This is a genomic window from Pseudomonas sp. B21-056 (genome assembly GCF_026016325.1).
GTDB lineage: Bacteria > Pseudomonadota > Gammaproteobacteria > Pseudomonadales > Pseudomonadaceae > Aquipseudomonas.
The window spans coordinates 1,506,817-1,525,365 of sequence record NZ_CP087203.1 but is presented as its reverse complement, the minus strand read 5'-3'; the positions used below and the strand labels follow the sequence as shown (position 1 = coordinate 1,525,365).

The 18,549-nt window shown below is 60.7% G+C and carries 17 protein-coding genes and 1 pseudogene; 8 read left to right on the top strand and 10 right to left on the bottom strand.

The window, feature by feature from the left end; translation table 11 throughout:
* Window positions 1-144: 144 nt before the first annotated feature.
* The 3 genes and pseudogenes from LOY67_RS06795 (at window position 145) to LOY67_RS06785 (ending at window position 3,071) form a co-directional block, all read left to right on the top strand.
* A complete protein-coding gene (locus tag LOY67_RS06795) occupies window positions 145-2,172 on the top strand; it encodes a hypothetical protein (RefSeq protein WP_265066504.1) in 2,028 nt (675 codons plus the stop codon).
* A gap of 271 nt (window positions 2,173-2,443) precedes the next feature.
* Window positions 2,444-2,620 (top strand): annotated as a pseudogene (locus tag LOY67_RS06790) (type II toxin-antitoxin system HicA family toxin); the annotation flags it as partial.
* A 40-nt stretch (window positions 2,621-2,660) separates the two neighbouring features.
* Complete coding sequence (locus tag LOY67_RS06785; RefSeq protein WP_047701790.1) at window positions 2,661-3,071, top strand: type II toxin-antitoxin system HicB family antitoxin; 411 nt, start codon at window positions 2,661-2,663, stop codon at window positions 3,069-3,071.
* 123 nt (window positions 3,072-3,194) lie between these two features.
* Here the strand turns inward: LOY67_RS06785 and LOY67_RS06780 are convergent, their stop codons facing one another.
* Complete coding sequence (locus LOY67_RS06780) at window positions 3,195-3,341, bottom strand: hypothetical protein (RefSeq protein WP_265066503.1); 147 nt, start codon at window positions 3,339-3,341, stop codon at window positions 3,195-3,197.
* Window positions 3,342-3,515: 174 nt separating this feature from the next.
* Between LOY67_RS06780 and LOY67_RS06775 the strand changes: the two genes are divergently transcribed.
* Window positions 3,516-3,920: a low affinity iron permease family protein gene (locus LOY67_RS06775; protein ID WP_265066502.1), complete on the top strand. Its 405-nt coding sequence runs from the start codon at window positions 3,516-3,518 to the stop codon at window positions 3,918-3,920.
* A gap of 48 nt (window positions 3,921-3,968) precedes the next feature.
* Here the strand turns inward: LOY67_RS06775 and LOY67_RS06770 are convergent, their stop codons facing one another.
* The 3 genes from LOY67_RS06770 to LOY67_RS06760 all read right to left on the bottom strand — a co-directional run bounded on the left by LOY67_RS06770 (window position 3,969) and on the right by LOY67_RS06760 (window position 7,151).
* Window positions 3,969-4,877 carry an SDR family oxidoreductase gene (locus LOY67_RS06770; RefSeq protein WP_265066501.1) on the bottom strand — a complete coding sequence of 303 codons (909 nt, stop codon included), beginning with the start codon at window positions 4,875-4,877 and terminating at the stop codon, window positions 3,969-3,971.
* A 74-nt stretch (window positions 4,878-4,951) separates the two neighbouring features.
* Complete coding sequence (locus LOY67_RS06765) at window positions 4,952-5,455, bottom strand: DUF4142 domain-containing protein (protein WP_265066500.1); 504 nt, start codon at window positions 5,453-5,455, stop codon at window positions 4,952-4,954.
* Window positions 5,456-5,801: 346 nt separating this feature from the next.
* Complete coding sequence (locus LOY67_RS06760) at window positions 5,802-7,151, bottom strand: GGDEF domain-containing protein (RefSeq protein ID WP_265066499.1); 1,350 nt, start codon at window positions 7,149-7,151, stop codon at window positions 5,802-5,804.
* A 484-nt stretch (window positions 7,152-7,635) separates the two neighbouring features.
* Here LOY67_RS06760 and LOY67_RS06755 point away from each other — a divergent pair, with 484 nt between their 5' ends.
* The 3 genes from LOY67_RS06755 to LOY67_RS06745 are packed head-to-tail and all read left to right on the top strand — an operon-like array spanning window position 7,636 to window position 11,118.
* Entirely contained in the window at window positions 7,636-8,871 is a 1,236-nt protein-coding gene (locus tag LOY67_RS06755) for an aminotransferase class I/II-fold pyridoxal phosphate-dependent enzyme (protein WP_265066498.1), read from the top strand.
* 12 nt (window positions 8,872-8,883) lie between these two features.
* Window positions 8,884-10,047 carry an MFS transporter gene (locus tag LOY67_RS06750; protein WP_265066497.1) on the top strand — a complete coding sequence of 388 codons (1,164 nt, stop codon included), beginning with the start codon at window positions 8,884-8,886 and terminating at the stop codon, window positions 10,045-10,047.
* Between the two features lie 51 nt (window positions 10,048-10,098).
* Window positions 10,099-11,118: a DUF4917 family protein gene (locus LOY67_RS06745; protein WP_265066496.1), complete on the top strand. Its 1,020-nt coding sequence runs from the start codon at window positions 10,099-10,101 to the stop codon at window positions 11,116-11,118.
* A gap of 79 nt (window positions 11,119-11,197) precedes the next feature.
* On the opposite strand, the gene LOY67_RS06740 is transcribed toward LOY67_RS06745, so the two are convergent.
* The 6 genes from LOY67_RS06740 to LOY67_RS06715 all read right to left on the bottom strand — a co-directional run bounded on the left by LOY67_RS06740 (window position 11,198) and on the right by LOY67_RS06715 (window position 15,903).
* Window positions 11,198-11,542 (bottom strand): YegP family protein, encoded by a 345-nt coding sequence (locus tag LOY67_RS06740; protein WP_265066495.1) that lies wholly within the window; start codon window positions 11,540-11,542, stop codon window positions 11,198-11,200.
* Window positions 11,543-11,617: 75 nt separating this feature from the next.
* The gene (locus tag LOY67_RS06735) at window positions 11,618-12,199 is read right to left on the bottom strand and encodes a DJ-1/PfpI family protein (RefSeq protein WP_265066494.1); all 582 of its coding nucleotides are present in this window, start codon (window positions 12,197-12,199) and stop codon (window positions 11,618-11,620) included.
* 216 nt (window positions 12,200-12,415) lie between these two features.
* Window positions 12,416-13,633 (bottom strand): class I SAM-dependent methyltransferase, encoded by a 1,218-nt coding sequence (locus LOY67_RS06730; RefSeq protein WP_265066493.1) that lies wholly within the window; start codon window positions 13,631-13,633, stop codon window positions 12,416-12,418.
* A 233-nt stretch (window positions 13,634-13,866) separates the two neighbouring features.
* On the bottom strand, window positions 13,867-14,484 hold the full coding sequence (locus tag LOY67_RS06725) for a TPM domain-containing protein (RefSeq protein ID WP_265066492.1): 618 nt from the start codon (window positions 14,482-14,484) through the stop codon (window positions 13,867-13,869).
* A 28-nt stretch (window positions 14,485-14,512) separates the two neighbouring features.
* Window positions 14,513-15,268 (bottom strand): TPM domain-containing protein, encoded by a 756-nt coding sequence (locus LOY67_RS06720; RefSeq protein WP_265066491.1) that lies wholly within the window; start codon window positions 15,266-15,268, stop codon window positions 14,513-14,515.
* Between the two features lie 26 nt (window positions 15,269-15,294).
* Window positions 15,295-15,903: a LemA family protein gene (locus LOY67_RS06715; protein WP_265066490.1), complete on the bottom strand. Its 609-nt coding sequence runs from the start codon at window positions 15,901-15,903 to the stop codon at window positions 15,295-15,297.
* A 262-nt stretch (window positions 15,904-16,165) separates the two neighbouring features.
* Between LOY67_RS06715 and bglX the strand changes: the two genes are divergently transcribed.
* Window positions 16,166-18,457, top strand: coding sequence for a beta-glucosidase BglX (bglX, locus tag LOY67_RS06710; protein ID WP_265066489.1), 2,292 nt, complete (start codon window positions 16,166-16,168; stop codon window positions 18,455-18,457).
* Window positions 18,458-18,549 lie beyond the last annotated feature (92 nt).

Below are 18,549 nucleotides of genomic sequence, written 5' to 3'. Positions count from 1 at the left end.
CTTGTTGATCCTGTTTTCGTTGGGCGAGAACCCAGGCCACTAGCAAGGTACGGATACCGGACTAGACTTTCCACGCGGTCGCTTCAGCAGGCATGAAGCGCATCACTCAAAAGCTGCTTTTATCCGCGGATAGGGAGATCTCTCATGTTCAGCCTCAACGCCTCTGGATATACGAAAAGCACCACCATCCCCGCATTTGCTACAGAGCCGCCCGTCAGTGGCAGCATCGAAAGCACCGCCGTGGCGGTTGTCTGGCAAAACATTCTGCAAAGTGATGTGCTTCAGATGCTCTCGGAAATCAATCCCCCTCCGAGTGGCTCCTTCATCGATTACCGTTACTGGGCAAACGGCATTCTTCGTTGGGCACTGAGCCAGCAGGACGACGATGGCAACCCGCTTTATGCTTTCGCCATCCCGTCGTGGGAAACGGGCTTCGATGACGATGGCAATCCCGTCGTCGGGGCGTTTCTGTTCCCTGTGGGGACCCAGGTCACCGTGCTCCAGCCCAGCGACAACGAACTCAACGCCGCGTTGGCGAGTGCCTATGGCAACCAACCGCCCCTCACATTGACCTCGAACCAGACCGGCGACCCTGACGAGCGCCGCTGGGCCGCTGCTGCCCATGCCTATGCCCTGACGCAAAACGACGCCAACGGTAACGCCTACGTGGCCGGCATCCCGAGCTGGGAAATGGCGGTCGAGGGCGACCAGACCATCCGCGGCGTTTTCGCTTTCAGCAACACTCCTGGTATCCAGGTGCTCGAGGCTGGTCGCGCCGCCCTTATGGATCAGATCCTCGCGGGCATTCTCGACCCCTTGAACAGTCCGAACCTGATGGACACGAACATGAGTGTCCTCGCCGTGGCCGCCAACCGTTGGGCCATGCGTTACAGTGGAGTGTGTGGCGCTGGTACCTTTGGCTATTGCTCCGCCAAATACCCCGAGGGGGACGAGTGGTACAGCATCTTCACGCACGACATCGTCATCTGCTTCGCGCCACAGCAGCCGACCATGGATTTGCTGCAATCCATCGTCGATCAGCCCGCCGTGGCCTGGCCTGATTTCAACGGCGCCTACTCGGCGCTGTGCATCGCCCTCGGTAACATCATCAATGGCCCGAACTCCAATGACCCACTCGATCCACGTGAGCTGGCGGCGTCCTCCGATTGGTCTCCGAACACCGTCGCCACCCAACTCGACAACTGGTTGCAATTCGACACGAACGGCAACTACAGCCTATCTCCCACCGCCCCCGTTGCGCCGACGGGTGTGGCCGCTGACGACTGGCTCCAGATCATCTATACCGTCTGGCAGGAAATGAGCGCTGTCGGACAACTCCAATCGCTCTATACCTACACCCAGGGAACCCTGAACACCGCCCAAGGCACAGCAAATACCCTGATAAACGGCGCTATCGCCAACATGCAAGCCAAGACCGACGACAGTACGCTGCTGGACTTCGGCCAGTTGCTCAAGGATCTCGGTTATTCGCTGGTATGGTTCTTCTCCGGAACCACTGCTGCCTGGGCCAACCTGGCGGCGGTTGCCGTGACCGACGTCATTCGCGTGATCACCAACGCCCTCGGCGGAACGTCCAGTTCGATCACCATCGGCCAATACTGGGACCAGGTCGCCGACTCCTTCGAAGCGAGCAACACGAGCCTCAGTAACTTCTACACGACCATCGCCAGCGACCACGGACGCCTGATGAACTTCTACAGGTACGCCGATAACGGCAACCTGCCTATCCCCACTGGCAATAACGGCGGCTCCTCGACAACGGACCACGACAGCTCCACTGCAACCGCAATGGCCAATGGGCTGATGTTGCAGGCCTACCAGAACCTGATGCCGCTCTACTGGGCAATCGCCTGGGCCGCCCCCGATCCGTACGTCGGCCCGGGATATAGTGCTTATACGACACTCACCATTCCAGAAGCACCCGAGGGCACCTATGTCGAGGGGCCGTATTACGAGTTTGCGATCGTCTGGAGCAACAGTGGCGTCATCAAAAGCTATCCGACGTCGGCGATGATGACGGACCTCACCGACACACTGAACGTCAACCTGATGGATGTCCTGGCGCGGACCGAGCCCTGGCTCGGCATTACCGCTTGGTTTGGCTGGTTCGCTGGCACTCAGGTCAACGTGCAAGGCCCTTATAGCCGCTGATCCCAGGTGCTTCCCCAACGACGCGGCGGCCGCGCCGTTGGGGAGGGGCTGCTCCGCAGCCCAACGGGAGCAAGCTCCCCTCGCCACGGTTTGTACGCTCTTCACATCCGGCAATAATCCCGCCCGCCTCGCCACCGGCCTTATCTGGCGCGGCTTCTAGACTTCGTTGCGATAAGCGCGCCTACCGGCCCAAGCATTGGCGGTGGTTATAGTGTTGATCATAAACTCATAGTAGGTATAGTACCCACCAAGCACACCACACGGAGGTGATGTGAATAGCCGATTTTTGATAAGCCAGATCGTCGCGGACGGTTGGTACCTGGTGCGGGTTCGAGGCAGCCATCACCATTTCAAGCACCCGACCAAGCCTGGACTGGTCACCGTTCCGCATCCTAAGAAGGACCTGCTCAAGAAAACGGCCATCAGTATCCTGCAACAGGCCCTGCTCCAGACCGCCCGTTGCCCTGCGTTCCCGGAGGACGATGAACATGCTGTACCCGATTGCGATTTCCATGGGTGATGAACAACACGCCTGGGGTGTTGAAGTGCCGGATATTCCCGGATGCTTTTCCGCCGGTGATGATCTGGACGACGCCATGGCCATGGCCCGCGAGGCCATTGAAGGTCACTTCGAGATTCTGGCCGAAGACGGCTCGCCGATTCCGTCGGCCAGCAAAGTCACTGTCCACGCGGCCAATCCGCACTATGCCGGTTGCACCTGGGCACTGGTGGATATCGATGTGACCAAGTACCTGGGCAAGGCGCAGAAACTCAATATCACCTTGCCGGGCTACCTGCTGAACCGTATCGATGAATATGTGCTGCATCATCCGGAAGAAAAGAGCCGTTCCGGTTTCCTGGCTTCGGCGGCGCTCAAGGTGTTGCAACAGGGACGGTAAACAGCTGGAAACAAACCCTGTGGGAGCGAGCCTGCTCGCGATGGCGGTGGCTCAGCAACATTGGCGTTGCTTGGCACTACGCCATCGCGAGCAGGCTCGCTCCCACAAGGTTTTGCACCCCACCTATTTATTCTGGGACTCGGACTCTTTCATCTGCACCGAAGACTTGGTCCCGTCGGTGTTGTCCTTGGTTTCATTGTCCGAGTTGTCGAAGCAGCCTTGCAGGACGAGCAGGCTACAGGCGAGGCAGAAGGTGCGCGTGACGTTCATGGTGTACTCCGGCTAAGGGCTTTAAGGAGTGACCGATGAAGGCGGCAAATGGTTGCGCCTGTCTTGAGCCAGTGCGATGAACGTTCGCCCGAGGGAGCGCCTAAATGTAAGTAGAATTTTCACCGCTGCGTTGCTGTCACACCAGACAGGTGCAATCCCATAAGGAACACAGCAATGACCTTCGCAAAAATCGCTCAAAAACTGGCCCTGTGGGCGGGGAGTCCCAAGACATTTCTGGCGGCTATCGTTCTGCTCGTGCTTTGGGCCTTCAGCGGGCCACTGTTCAAGTTCAACGATACGTGGCAACTGATCATCAATACGTCGACGACGATCATTACCTTCCTGATGGTGTTCCTGATCCAGAACACGCAGAACCGCGACACCGATATCCTGCACCTGAAGATCGACGAGCTATTGCGCGCGACCAACGAAGCGCAAAACGCAATGCTCGGGCTCGAGGCGCTGGACCTCAAGCAGTTGGAGGCGCTGAGAAAGCATTACCAGGCCATGGGACAAGGTGAAGCTAAAAGCCTCGAAGGACTGCAAAAGAAGAACAAGATCGATCTGAATCAATGCTGATAGAGATGCGCGAATGGCGCAGCGCCACTCGCGTATCCTGAGCGAGCCTCAAGGCAGCGGATTACCCCCCGTCACCCCGAAGACTTCGCCGGTGATGTAGCTCGATTCCTGAGAGGCCAACAGTACATACAGTGGCGCACATTCGGCCGGTTGCCCGGGACGCTTCATCGGTACCTGAGAGCCAAAGGTAGGAATTTTCTCCTGGGGTTGTCCGCCGCTGGGTTGCAGCACCGTCCAGATCGGCCCGGGGGCCACGGCGTTGACACGGATGCCCTTGCTGATCACCTGCCCCGCCAATGCCTTGGTGAAGGCGACGATGGCGGCTTTGGTGGTGGCGTAATCCAGCAACGTCGCGGACGGATCGTAAGACTGGATGGAGGCGGTGTTGATGACCGTCGCCCCTGCCGGCATCAACGGCACTGCGGCCTTGCAGATCCAGAACATCGCGTAGATGTTGGTTTTCATGGTGTCATCGAATTGCGCGGTGGTGATGTCGGCGATGTCTTTTTGCGCCTCCTGCTTACCGGCAACGTTCACCAGGATATCCAGGCCACCCAGTTGCTCATGGGCGCTTCGCACCATCTGGACGCAAAAGGCTTCGTCCTTGAGATCACCGGGAATCGCAATGGCCTTGCGGCCTTCGGCTTCGATCAGTTCGATGACCTGCCGTGCATCACGCTCTTCGCTGGGCAGGTAATTGATCGCGACGTCAGCCCCCTCCCGGGCATAGGCAATGGCGGCCGCGCGGCCGATACCCGAGTCGCCGCCGGTCACCAAGGCCTTGCGACCTTCCAGGCGGCCAAAGCCTCGATAGCTTTTTTCACCATGATCCGGCTTGGGCACCATCTCCTGGTCGATGCCGGGGGGCGATTGCGGCTGGTCGGGAAAGGGTGGACGGGGGTATTGGGTCAGCGGGTTCTGCATCGCGTATTGATTGGGCTCTCGGCGTGTGGACATCGAGGTTCTCCTTTCAGCGGCAAGACAAGCCGGGAGCGCGAACGCCCCGGCCCTGAATGTAAAACGTGCCGCGATCAGCGGCTGGCCTGCAGCGCCCTGGCCATCTCCAGATGGGTCTGCAATTTAGGCAGGGTTTCATCGGCAAACGCTTTGATTTCCGGTACTTCCGTGGTCTGGGCTTCCTGCTCGATCTGCGCGATGGCCTCCTCGGTGGCCTTGACCTGGCTGGCGGCATAAGCCGCTTCGAACGATTCGCCTTCCTGTATTGGCGGGATCAACGCCTTAGCCTTGTGAGCGACTTCCTCCCGCGGTGCCACGGGCAGATCGAGCTTTTTCGCGATCTTGGCAAGATGCTGATTGGCGGTGGTGCGGTCGTTGATCACCATGATGGTGTAATCCTTCACCTCCCGGGATTCGGCTTTACCGTGGGCCATGCGACTGGCCTCGATGTCGGCCATGCCTTTGGCGGAGGCATCGTTGATGAATTCGGCTGGCGATTGGGCCCAGGCACTATTGGCACCCAGGCCCATCAGCACGACGAGACTGGTGGTGCGAAAAAAGGTGGCCATCCGGCTCATGGTCGCGCCCTCCTCGTAATAAAAGTTGCGGCGGGTCTCCCCGCTTCTGAATCAGAACCACCGATGCCCCTTCAGCGACATGTCTGACCCGGCTTACGACCGGTTTCGGCTTTCGACGGGCGCTTATCGACGGTCATGATGGTGGTTCTCCCACTTTTGCGACCCGCTTCAGACACCTTGGTTCGATCGTGGGCACTGTTTCCAGGGTAATTGCTTCGTGAACCAGGCATGGTCTGGCCCTCCAGATGCATGGATGCGGCGAGCAGGGCCCGCCTGATATTCGAAAGGACGAGGGACCAAAAGGTTTGAATAAACGAGCGGCGCCACGACGAACGGTGACGAGTCCTCAGATGCCGAAGGTTCTGTGATTCTGACGTTTGGCGGCGTACATCGCTTCGTCGGCATGGCGGAACAGCGCCACGTCTTCGACGCCATGGTCGGGAAAGCAGGCCACGCCGATGCTCGGTTCGATGCTCAGGCAGTGCCCGTCCAGTCGCAGCGGCTGGGTCAACGCATGGCGGATTTTTTCCTGCACGCCGTGGGCATCCTCCAGAGCCTGGATGCTATGGAGCAACACCACAAACTCATCGCCGCCAATACGCGCAACCGTGTCGGAATCACGTATACAACCCTGGAGCCGACTGGCCACCGCTTGCAGCAGCATGTCGCCGATGCCGTGACCGTAGGTGTCGTTGACCTGTTTGAAGCGGTCCAGGTCGATATACAGCAGCGCCATGCGCCCTGACACTGCGCGGGCGCTCGCCAGTGCGGCCTTGAAGCGTTCACGCAGCAGTTCGCGATTGGGCACCTGGGTCAGTTGGTCGTATTGCGCCATGCGCTGCAATCGGGCGTGCAGTTGCTGGCGCTCGACGGCGAGGGTGATCTGCGCACAGACGTACTGCAGCAATTCCATGTCCTGCTCGGTGTAGCGCTCATTGTCCTGAGCGCTCTTGAGGATCAACGCGCCAATCGTGCCGTTCTGCGAGTTCAACGGCACACCCAGCCAGCACGGCGCGCCCGGCTGCGCCATGAGGTCGAAAAAGCCCGCCGGCAATGGGTTGCAACCAGGTGTCAGCAGGATCGGCTGGCCGCTTCGGATCACCTCGGTGCACAAACGCCCGGTCATCGTGCCCGGCAATTCGGGTTGCCGCTCCTGGTCGTCGACGTGATAGGCAAAATTCAACTGAGCGCATTGTTCATCGTACAGCGCCACCGAGAAATTCAGCGCCGGCAGCCACTCGCCGATGATCAGGTGGATACGCTTGAACAACGCCAGCAGATCTGCCGCGGCATGGGCTGCTTCGGAGATGGCGTACAGCGCCGCCTGCCGGGACTCGGCCAGTTTGCGCTCGGTGATGTCGCGGGCCACGGCGATCCGCAACTGGTCCACTTCCGACCAGCGCGCCGACCACAGGATATGCACCACCCGGCCGTCCTTGCGCAGGTAGCGGTTCTCGAAGTTGAGCTTGGGCTCGCCGCCCATGATCTCCCGCGCCGCCTCGAGGGTACGCTGGCGGTCGCCGGGGTGAACCAGGTCGATCATCGGTCGGCCGATCAACTCCTGGGGGGTGTAGCCGAAAATGCGTTCGCAGGCGGCACTGACAAACACGAAACGCCCCTGGCCGTCGACGGCACACACGGCGTCCAGCAGAAGGTCGATATAACTGGCCAGCGGCGCGGAATCTCGAATACCCATTGAGCTGGAAGCCATCCGGAGAATGCAGCGGTGGGCGAATAGGGTGATCGGACATGCACCCATGATACGAAGAGGATAGCGCAGGCAATCAGGCCGCCCGATAAATTGATTGCAATAAGCCATCTATCTGCTAGCCGGTAGGCCCGGGCGGCCCAGGTGATTGAGGCCTGAAAGCATCGACAGGCGACCTCCGCAAAAAGAAATGAATGTTACGCCCGTTTACCGATGCCTTGACAGCGGTTCAGGCCAGGCAAACGCAGCGGATCCGGAGACATCCGCGTAGCCCCACCGAACTCCCACTCGCCGATGGGATTCCCCGTCCACGTTCATAGGCAAGGTCCTACACGGAAGACTCCGGCAGCCCTCAAACACGCCGGAAACAGCCGATTCAAAGCCCTGTGCGGTGGTCTGTAAAGTCCGGAAACACACAGATATTGAAACAACCCACGGACTGCACCACTCAACCAAGGAATGTAATCGCACCATGAACCCGATCGCGCAACCCACCCATCGCTTCACCAACTACCGCAAGGTCATCTCCCTGGCGGACCCGGACTGGCAGTGCGCCGAGGCCGGAAAAATCTCGGGGCTCAACGTCGAGGTCAAGACACCCAACGTCCTGGTCGACCAGTACGGCCGCACCCTTCACCACTTCTGTACAACGTCCTACCTGGGCCTGGACTATCACCCCGCCCTGCTGGATGGCGCCATGACCGCGCTATGGGAAACCGGGACCCTGCGGGTCGCCAATTCGAAGAATCGCTGCAAGCTGGCGATCCTGGCCCAATACGAGACCCAGCTGTCGGAACTGTTCGGCGCCAGCTGCCTGAGTGCCTTGTCCTGCAGCGCGGCCAGTGCCGGAATCCTGCCACTGCTGGCCAGCGGTGCACTCACGGACAATCGGCCCCCCGTCATGGTGTTCGACAAACATGCCCACCATTCGATGAACCACTTCAAGACCGCCTGCGCCGATGAAACCCAGGTCATCACGTGCCCGCACAACGACATGGATTTCATCGAAGACCTGTGCAAACGGGAGCGCAATGTCGCCTATGTGACTGATGGCGCCTACAGCATGGGCGGCGTGGCGGACCTGGACAGCCTGCTCTATCTCAAACAGCGGTATGGCCTGTTCCTGTACCTGGACGACTCCCACGCGTTATCCACCGTCGGCAAAGGCGGCACGGGGCTGGTCCGTTCGCGTCTTCCCGCCGTGGACGAGCGCACCCTGATTGTCGCTTCGCTGGCCAAATCGTTCGGTGCCAGCGGCGGGCTGGCCATGTTCGGCAGTGAGCGGCATAAGGCGCTGGTGCAGCGTTATGGTGGGCCGAGCAACTGGTCCCAGAGCCTGAACGCAGCGGCCATTGGTGCCGGCATGGCCTCGATCCGCCTGCACCGCAGTCGGGAGCTGGGCTCCTTGCAGGAGCGTTTGCAGGCTAATATCCGCTTCTTCGACAGCCTTATCCGCACCGAACAGCACGGCAACCCGATGGCGATCCGTCTGGTGCCCTGCGGCGAAGCGGCCCTGGCCAACCGCCTGGCGGTTGAGCTGGCCGAGTTGGGGTATTTCACTTCGGCGGTGTTTTTCCCCGTGGTGCCACAAGACAAGGCGGCAATACGCATTACCCTGCGCGCTGACATGGAGACGAGCGTGATCCGATCCTTCTGCGAACAGATCATCACCCTGCTGCTGGCCCATGGGCGCGATATCCGCCCCTGACACGAGCCCTCGATGAAAAAACGTACAACTCTGATTGTCACTTGCACCACCGTTTTCCTGGCACAACTGGGCATGAGCATCTACCTACCCGCACTGCCGGATATTGCCCGGGATCTTGGGGCCGATGCATCCCGGGTTTCCTGGGGCCTGTCGGTGTACCTGATCGGGATGGCGCTGCCCATGCTGGCGTGGGGCAGCCTGAGCCAACGCCTGGGACGCAAGCCGGTTCTGCTGGCGGCATTGGGGTTGTACGGGCTGGGCAACCTGGCGTTGCCGCTGGGTACCTCGGTGGAGGGATTCCTGGCGTTCAGGTTGATCCAGGGCATCGGTGCCAGTGGTATCTCGGTAATGGCGCGGGTATTGATCCGTGACAGCTTCAGCGGCGACCTGCTGGCAAAAGCCCTGCCATGGATTTCGATAGCCTTCGTGATCGCCCTCGGCATCGGCCAATACCTGGGTTCGCTGATCCAGGCGGCTTTTGGTTGGGAAGCAATCTTTCAGGGCCTGGGCGCTGCCAGCCTGATCATGGCAGCAGCGGTTTTGCGGGCCAGGTTCCCCATACTGACAGAGGTCAGCAGCGGAAAGCCTGCGTGGCGGGTGTATGGGCAGTTGCTCACCTTTCACGCTTTTTTGCGGCCTGCCCTTGCGGGAGGGCTGGGGTACGGCGTGATCATCGCTTTCAACACCGCAGGGCCGCTCATTCTGCAAGAAGGCTTTCAGTGGTCGGCAATTGAGTACGGCCTGCTGGGCTGGCCGATCAGTGCCGCGTATCTGCTCGGCGCACTGGTGGTGAACGCCTTTGTGCTGCGTACCGGCCAACGGCGGCTGATGAGCTGGGGCATCGTGCTGGTGCTGGGCGGCAGCGCGGCCATGCTGGCGGGCAGCCTTACCCCGGGTAGCATCGCCTTGCTCTTCTGGTTGCCGTACTGCCTGGCAGTGTTCGGCCAATCGTTGAACTACCCCATCAGCCTGTCCCTGGCCAACGAAGGTTCGCCGGTGTCGGGCGCTTACGCCATGGCGCTGAGCGGGTTCCTGCACCAACTGCTGGCTGCGGTAATCGGTGCCATGGCCAGCCTGTTATCGAGTCAACAGGCCTGGCCGTTGGCTACGTTGTGCACGTTGCTGGCGGTGTCGGCCATGCTTTGTGTGAGGGGCATGCCTCCTCGTGCCACTTAGAACGCGTTAAAGTCGCGCCCTGCCCTTGCCACGTTTTGAGATGACTTTCCAATGACCGACTTCCAGGAATACGACGCCCGACTTGAAGATTGGGAGACCCTGCGCGCCCATACCGCCTTCAGCGGGCTGCTGGTGGGCAATGGTGCCAGCCGCGCCGTATGGGATGATTTCGGCTACGACTCGCTGTTCGAAAACGCCCGCACGGTCGAGGAAAAGCCCTTGAGCCCGTCGGAACTGAGCGTGTTCGACGCGCTGCAGACCCGCAGCTTCGAACAAGTGCTCGGTGCGCTGAAAACCACCAGCCGGGTCAACAAGGCCCTCGCCGTCAGTTCTGCCGCCCCGCGCAATCGCTACTACGCGATCAAGGAAGCACTGATCAACACCGTGCATGCGGTGCATATCCCCTGGCGGCTGGTGCAGCCGTCGACCCTGGCGACGTTGAACCAGGAGTTGAGCCGTTACCCTACGGTGTTCACCACCAACTACGACCTGCTCAACTACTGGGCGATCCAGCATGCGCCACAAGCCGTTACCGACCTGTTCACCGGCGCCGACCACAGTTTCGATCTGAGCCAGGTGGCCACGGAGAAACCACGTCTGTTGTACCTGCACGGCGGCCTGCACCTGGTGCGCAACCAGGACGGCACGGCGCGCAAGCTCACGTCCACCGAAGGTACGTTGCTGGGCAATTTCGCCATCAACAACACCCTCAAGACCCTCGACGACGTACCGCTGTTCGTCAATGAAGGCCCCAACGCGGACAAGCTCAAGACCATCCGCAGTTCCGACTACCTGTCGTTCTGCTACGACCAACTGCTGCACCACGGCGACAACCTGTGCCTGTTCGGCCACGCCCTGGGCGAGCAGGACCAGCACATCGTCCGCGCCCTGCGCCAGGCGACACCCCGCGTCATGGCAATCTCGATCTACCCCCGCAGCCAGGCGTTCATCCAGCACCAGAAGCGCCACTACACCAAACTGTTCCAGGGGCTGAAGATGGAGTTGCGGTTCTTCGACGCCAAGAGCCATCCGCTGGGCAATCCAAAGCTGTCGGTGCCAGTGGAGCTGTAGGAGCTGTCGAGTGCAACGAGGCTGCGATCTTTCCCCTATCAATTGAATCTCAAGTGAAGGTCGCAGCCCGCGACAGCCCCTACAGCGCCAGCAGAGTCTTGTCCTTGATCATCGTGGTCGGCCCGTTCGCCTTGACGCTGGCAATGCCTTTGTCCCGGGCGGCGTCCGATGAATAGGTTTCGCTGCTGCCGATCACTTCATGGTTGGCGGCCTTGAGATTGAAGTAGGGATGTCCGTCCCTGGTGTTCTTAAGCTCGTAGCGCTCGGCCAATGGGCTGTTCTTCTGCACCGCGGCGATGCCACCGTCGGCACCGCTGTGGGTGGTGTACAACTCGCTGGTCAGGATCGTCTCGGCGTTGGCTGCCTTGAGCACGAACCGAAACTGGCCACTGCTGTTTTTGCTGACTTCGTACCATCCGGACATGATCATTTTCCTGAAAGGTCAAGAGATCGCCTCGCAAGTAAAGACCTGCCACGCCCGCTCTGCCAGTCCGCCCTGCTACAGGGTGATGGCCGTGCCCAGCAGCGTCAGGAACCCCGCCAGCCAGTTCGGATGAGCCGGCCAGGCCGGTGCGGTTGCCAGGTTGCCCTGGACATGACCTTCGGTCACCGGAATGTCGATAAAGGTCCCGCCCGCCAGGCGCACCTCCGGGGCACAGGCCGGATAAGCGCTGCATTCACGCCCTTCCAGGATCCCCGCCGCCGCCAGCAGTTGCGCGCCGTGACATACGGCAGCAATCGGCTTGCCCGCCACGTCGAAATCGCGCACCAGTTGCAGGACCTTTTCATTCAGCCGCAGGTACTCCGGCGCCCGCCCGCCGGGAATCAGCAGGGCGTCGTAGGCGGCCGCTGTGACACTGGCAAAATCATGGTTAAGGGCGAACAGGTGACCCGGTTTCTCGCTGTAGGTCTGGTCGCCTTCGAAGTCGTGGATCGCCGTGCGCACGGTCTGCCCGGCGGTCTTGTCAGGGCATACCGCGTGCACGGTATGACCGACCATCTGCAAGGCCTGGAACGGCACCATCACTTCATAGTCTTCGACGTAATCGCCGACCAGCATCAGGATTTTCTTTGCGGCCATGGTTTGGGCTCCTTTGGGAATGCGTGAGGGGGGAACGCATTAAAGGTAGTCCGGTGGGGAAGGCTTCACTTGTCATCTGACGGGTTGCACGACGCTGGAGCCCTTTGTGGGAGCGAGCCTGCTCGCGATGGCGGTGTGTCAGTCAGCAATCCAGTCAACTGATACACCGCTATCGCGAGCAGGCTCGCTCCCACAGGGAATCGGTGTAACTGGCGATCAGGCGAGGTAACCGTCGGCCCGCAGCAGGGTTTCGAGGCAGTGTTCGGTGATGTGATAGAACGCCTTCAGTTCCTCGATCTTCGCCAGCAGTTCGGCCGGGTCGATCGGCTCGGCGCGCTTGACCGCCAGGATCATCTTGTTCTTGTTGGTGTGTTCCAGGGAGATGAACTCGAACACCTTGGTTTCGTAGCCACAGGCTTCCAGGAACAGTGCCCGCAGGCTGTCGGTGACCATTTCCGCCTGCTGGCCCAGGTGCAGGCCATATTGCAACATTGGCTTGAGCAATTCCGGGCTCTGGATCTGCAAGCGGATCTGCTTGTGGCAGCACGGCGAGCACATGATGATCGAAGCGCCCGAGCGAATGCCCATGTGGATCGCGTAGTCGGTGGCGATGTCGCAGGCATGCAAGGCGATCATCACGTCCACAGCGCTCGGCGCCACGCTGCGCACGTCGCCGTGCTGGAAGCTCAGGCCCGGGTGTTCCAGGCGCGCTGCGGCCTCGTTGCACAGCCGGACCATGTCCTCGCGCAGCTCGACGCCCGTCACCACGCCTTCGGCCTGCAAGGTGTTGCGCAGGTAGTCGTGGATGGCGAAGGTCAGGTAGCCCTTGCCCGAACCGAAGTCCGACACCCGTACCGGTTTGTCCAGGGCCAGCGGCGAGGACGTCAGCGCATGGCTGAAGACTTCGATGAACTTGTTGATCTGCTTCCACTTGCGCGACATGGCCGGAATCAGCTCGTGCTTGTGGTTGGTCACGCCCAGGTCGGCCAGGAACGGTCGACTCAGGTCGAGGAAGCGGTTTTTCTCGCGGTTGTGTTCCACCGAGGGCACTTCGCGCAACTGCTGGGGCTTGCTTTTGAACAGTGACGGCTTGCCCTTCTTGCTGTATTCCAGCTGCGCCTCGTCGGTGACCGCCAGCAAATGGGCGTTCTTGAACGATGCCGGCAACAACGCCGCGATGGTCGCCACGCCTTCGGCCAGCGGGAAGTTCTTGGTGATGTCGCGGGTCTTGTAGCGGTAAACGAAGGACAGGCAAGGCTGCTCCTTGACCGTCAGTTGTTTGATGATCAGCCGTTGGAGGTCCGCTTCGTCACCGACGTACTTGGCCAATACCAGCTTGATGAAAGCGTTCTGTTCGAGGCTGGCCTGCAGCAGCTCGATGAACTCGGCGTGATGATCCGGCGCGGGACGGGCGGGAGTTGCGGTGACAGACATGGAAAAACGGCCTCGGGGCGGGCGGATCGGGAGTGGTGGGTATTTTAGGAGGAATGAAGTGTCTGGGCACGAGGAATTGTTGTGGCGAGGGGATTTATCCCCGTTGGGCTGCGAAGCAGCCCCAAAACTGTCGACTCAATCTGTCTGGTACATCTAGGTGTCAGGATCTGGGGATGCTGCGCAGCCCAGCGGGGATAAATCCCCTCGCCACAACAGTGTTTGGCAGAAAAATCTTAGCCCAGTACCACCAAGCGGTTCGGCAACTCATTGCGCTCATGGGTCACCGGAACATGCGTCTTGAGCAATTCTCCACAGGCTTCGATGCAGGTCACGAAGCCCTGCAACGTCTGCCCCTGGCGGACCTGCTCGGTGAAGGCCGCAACAATGGCACCCCAATTCCGGTTATCGAGTCGCTTGGAAATGCCTTCGTCCACCAGGATCTCCACGTAGCGCTCGGCCTCGCAGACAAAGATCAGCATGCCGGTGCTGCCCACGGTGTGGTGCAGGTTCTGTTCGAGAAACTGTCGGCGAGCCAGGTTGGATGCCCGCCAGTGGCGCACCGACCGGGGGATCAGGTGGGTGGTGATCCTGGGAATGCGAAACACCAGGCACAGCACGATGAAACTGATCCACTGCACCAGCAGCAGGCTGTGCATGGTCAGCCAGCCCGACAGGTAATGCAGCACGCCGGGGACCACCAGGGCCAGCAGGCTGGCCCACAGCAGCGGGATGTAGGCGTAATCGTCGGCGCGTGCCGCGAGCACCGTGACCAATTCGGCGTCGGTGTCCCGTTCGACCCGGGCGATGGCCTCGGCCACCTTGCGTTGTTCGTGTTCAGTCAGTAATGCCATGGTTAAAAGTGCCTGCTCATTATTATTGTCACCAGCCGCCCGACGACCCGCCGCCACCGAAACTGCCACCGCCGCCGCTGAAACCACCACCCCCGCCACCACCGAACCCGCCGCCGCCAAAGCCTCCCCCGCTTGAGCCGCTGGAGCCGCCCCGTCCGGCCGGCAGGATGCCCAGCACCTGGCAGACCATGATCGTGACGATAAACAACATCACCAGCATCACGAATGTCCACGGATGGCGCGAGACAAAGTCACCCTCCTCCTGCTCGCCTGCATTGTATGCGGTGGCCGGTTCATCCAGAGGGCTGCCCCCCAGCACCACCAGCATCGCCGCCACGCCGTCGCTGATGCCTTTGTTGAAATTGCCGGTCTTGAACGCCGGGGTGATGACCTGGTTGATGATCACCGAACTCTGGGCGTCGGTCAGGCGATCTTCCAGGCCGTAACCCACTTCGATCCGCAGTTTCCGGTCGTCCCGGGCCACGATCAGCAGCGCGCCGTTGTTCTTGTCCTTTTGCCCGATGCCCCAATGGCGCCCCAACTGATAGCCGAAGTCTTCGATGCTGGTGCCTTGCAGGTCAGGCAGCGTGACCACGACCACCTGTTCGCCAGTGGCCTGCTCGTGGGTCTTGAGCTGCGCATCCAGTTGCTCGCGCACCGATGGTTGAAGCAATTGGGCAGTGTCCACCACCCGGCCGGTCAGCGCAGGGAACTTCAACTCGGCCTGGGCCGTGACTGCAAACACCCAGAGCAACAGCACCAGGCCAAACTTCAACATGCGCATTGGAACCTCTGGCTGCCAGGTATTGATCAGAACTTCACCTCAGGCGCTTTTTCGGCGTTGGGGCTGGTGGCCTCGAAGGTTTCGCGGATCGGCAGGTCGCTGTACATCACGCTGTGCCACAACCGCCCCGGGAAGGTCCGGATCTCGGTGTTGTACTTCTGCACCGCCAGGATGAAGTCGCGACGGGCCACGGCGATACGGTTCTCGGTGCCTTCGAGTTGCGATTGCAGCGCCAGGAAGTTCTGGTTGGCCTTGAGGTCCGGATAGCGCTCGGAGACCACCATCAAGCGGCTGAGTGCACCGGTCAACTGGTCCTGGGCCTGCTGGAACTGCTTGAGCTTCTCCGGGTTGTCCAGGGTGTTGGCATCGACCTGGATCGAAGTGGCCTTGGCCCGCGCCTCGATGACCGCGGTCAGGGTTTCCTGTTCGTGCTGGGCATAGCCCTTGACGGTTTCCACCAGGTTGGGAATCAGGTCGGCGCGACGCTGGTACTGGTTCTGCACCTGGCCCCAGGCAGCCTTGGCCTGCTCGTCGAGGGTCGGGATGGTGTTGATGCCGCAACCGGCCAGCAGCGAGGTGAACAGCATCAGGGCCAGCAGTTGCAGGCCGCTGCGGTGGTTCAGTCGTAGGTTCATTGGATGAAGCTCTCCCTTGCCTTTATATTGGATAACACGGCCACCTATACCACCGGTGTCTGGGGCATAATCTGCCGCCGCACTGGATTGAAACGGATCGATGGGCTAAAAGATGCGCGGTGCGAAACTGCAGTGCGAAACTAAATTCAGCCCCATGGGTTCGAAAGTGTGCTGCATTTGACCGAACAACAATAGCCACTCCTCACATTTCGGCTGACGGCGTGTCCTGATCAACGCCTTTGGGCCTGCGAGAAAACTATTCATGAAGAAGCTGTGTTTGCTGGGCCTGTTTGTCAGTCTGGCCAGTCAATCCGTATTAGCCGACAACCTGCCAGCCCCCATGGAGAACAAGGACGCTTTCATCGGCAACCTGATGAAGCAGATGACCCTCGAGGAAAAGATCGGCCAGTTGCGCCTGATCAGCATCGGCCCGGAAATGCCCCGGGAAATGATTCGCAAGGAAATCGCCGCCGGCAACATCGGCGGCACGTTCAACTCCATCACCCGTGCCGAAAACCGTCCAATGCAGGATGCGGCCATGCGCAGCCGGCTGAAGATCCCGATGTTCTTCGCCTATGACGTGATCCACGGCCACCGCACCATTTTCCCGATTCCCCTGGCCCTGGCTTCGAGCTGGGACATGGACGCCATCCACCACTCCGGCCGCATCGCCGCCCAGGAAGCCGCGGCCGACAGCCTCGACATCACCTTCGCGCCGATGGTCGACATTTCCCGCGACCCACGCTGGGGCCGGACTTCCGAAGGCTTTGGCGAAGACACCTACCTGGTGTCGCGCATCGCCGGGGTGATGGTCAAGGCGTTCCAGGGCAGCGGCGCCAATGCGGCCGACAGCATCATGGCCAGCGTCAAGCACTTCGCCCTGTACGGCGCCGTTGAAGGCGGCCGGGACTACAACACCGTGGACATGAGCCCGCTGAAAATGTACCAGGACTACCTGCCACCCTACCGCGCCGCTATCGATGCCGGTGCCGGCGGGGTGATGGTGGCGTTGAACTCCATCAACGGCGTGCCGGCCACGGCCAACACCTGGCTGATGAACGACCTGCTGCGCAAGGAATGGGGCTTCAAGGGCCTGGCCGTCAGTGACCATGGCGCCATCTTCGAACTGATCAAGCACGGTGTTGCCCGGGACGGTCGCGAAGCGGCGAAGCTGGCGATCAAGGCCGGCATCGACATGAGCATGAACGACTCGCTGTATGGCAAGGAATTGCCGGGGCTGCTCAAGTCCGGTGAGATCGAGCAGAGCGACATCGACAATGCCGTGCGTGAAGTGCTTGCCGCCAAGTACGACATGGGCCTGTTCAAGGACCCGTACCTGCGCATCGGCAAGGCCGAGGATGACCCAGCCGACACCTACGCCGAAAACCGTCTGCACCGCAGCGATGCCCGTGACGTGGCACGCCGCAGCCTGGTGTTGCTGGAAAACCGCAACCAGACCCTGCCGCTGAAAAAGAACGCGAAGATCGCCCTGGTCGGCCCGCTGGCCAAGGCACCGATCGACATGATGGGCAGTTGGGCCGCCGCCGGTCGTCCTGCGCAGTCGGTCACTCTGTTCGACGGCATGAGCCGCGCCCTCGGCGGTGACGCCAAGTTCATCTATGCCCGTGGCGCCAACATCACCAGCGACAAGAAGGTGCTCGATTACCTGAACTTCCTCAACTTCGACGCCCCGGAAGTGGTGGACGATCCGCGCCCGGCCCAGGTGCTGATCGACGAAGCGGTGAAAGCCGCCAAGGACGCCGATGTGGTGGTGGCCGCCGTGGGTGAGTCCCGTGGCATGTCCCACGAGTCTTCGAGTCGCACCGACCTGCACATCCCCGCCAGCCAGCGCGAGCTGATCAAGGCCTTGAAGGCCACCGGCAAACCGCTGGTGCTGGTACTGATGAACGGCCGTCCACTGTCGTTGCTGGAAGAACAACAGCAGGCCGATGCGATCCTGGAAACCTGGTTCAGCGGCACCGAAGGCGGCAACGCCATCGCCGACGTACTGTTTGGTGACTACAACCCGTCGGGCAAACTGCCGATCACTTTCCCACGCTCGGTGGGTCAGATTCCGACCTACTACAACCACCTGAGCATTGGCCGTCCGTTCACCCCGGGCAAGCCAGGCAACTACACCTCGCAGTACTTCGATGACACCACCGGCCCGCTGTACCCGTTCGGCTACGGCCTGAGCTACACCGAGTTCAGCCTGTCGGACATGGCCCTGTCGTCCACCACGCTGAACAAGACCGGCAAGCTCGACGCCAGCGTGACCGTGGAGAACACCGGCAAGCGTGACGGCGAAACCGTGGTGCAGCTGTACATCCAGGACGTGACCGGTTCGATCATCCGCCCGCTGAAGGAACTGAAGAACTTCCAGAAGGTGATGCTCAAGGCCGGCGAGAAGAAGGTCATCCACTTCACCATCAGCGAAGACGACCTGAAGTTCTACAACGCCCAGCTCAAGTACGCGGCTGAGCCAGGCAAGTTCAACGTGCAGATCGGCCTGGATTCCCAGGATGTGAAGCAGCAGAGTTTTGAGTTACTCTGACCTTCAGAGCGACATGACTCCCCTGTGGGAGCGAGCCTGCTCGCGATAGCGGTGTGTCAGCCGACTGAATGGTTGACTGATTCACCGCTATC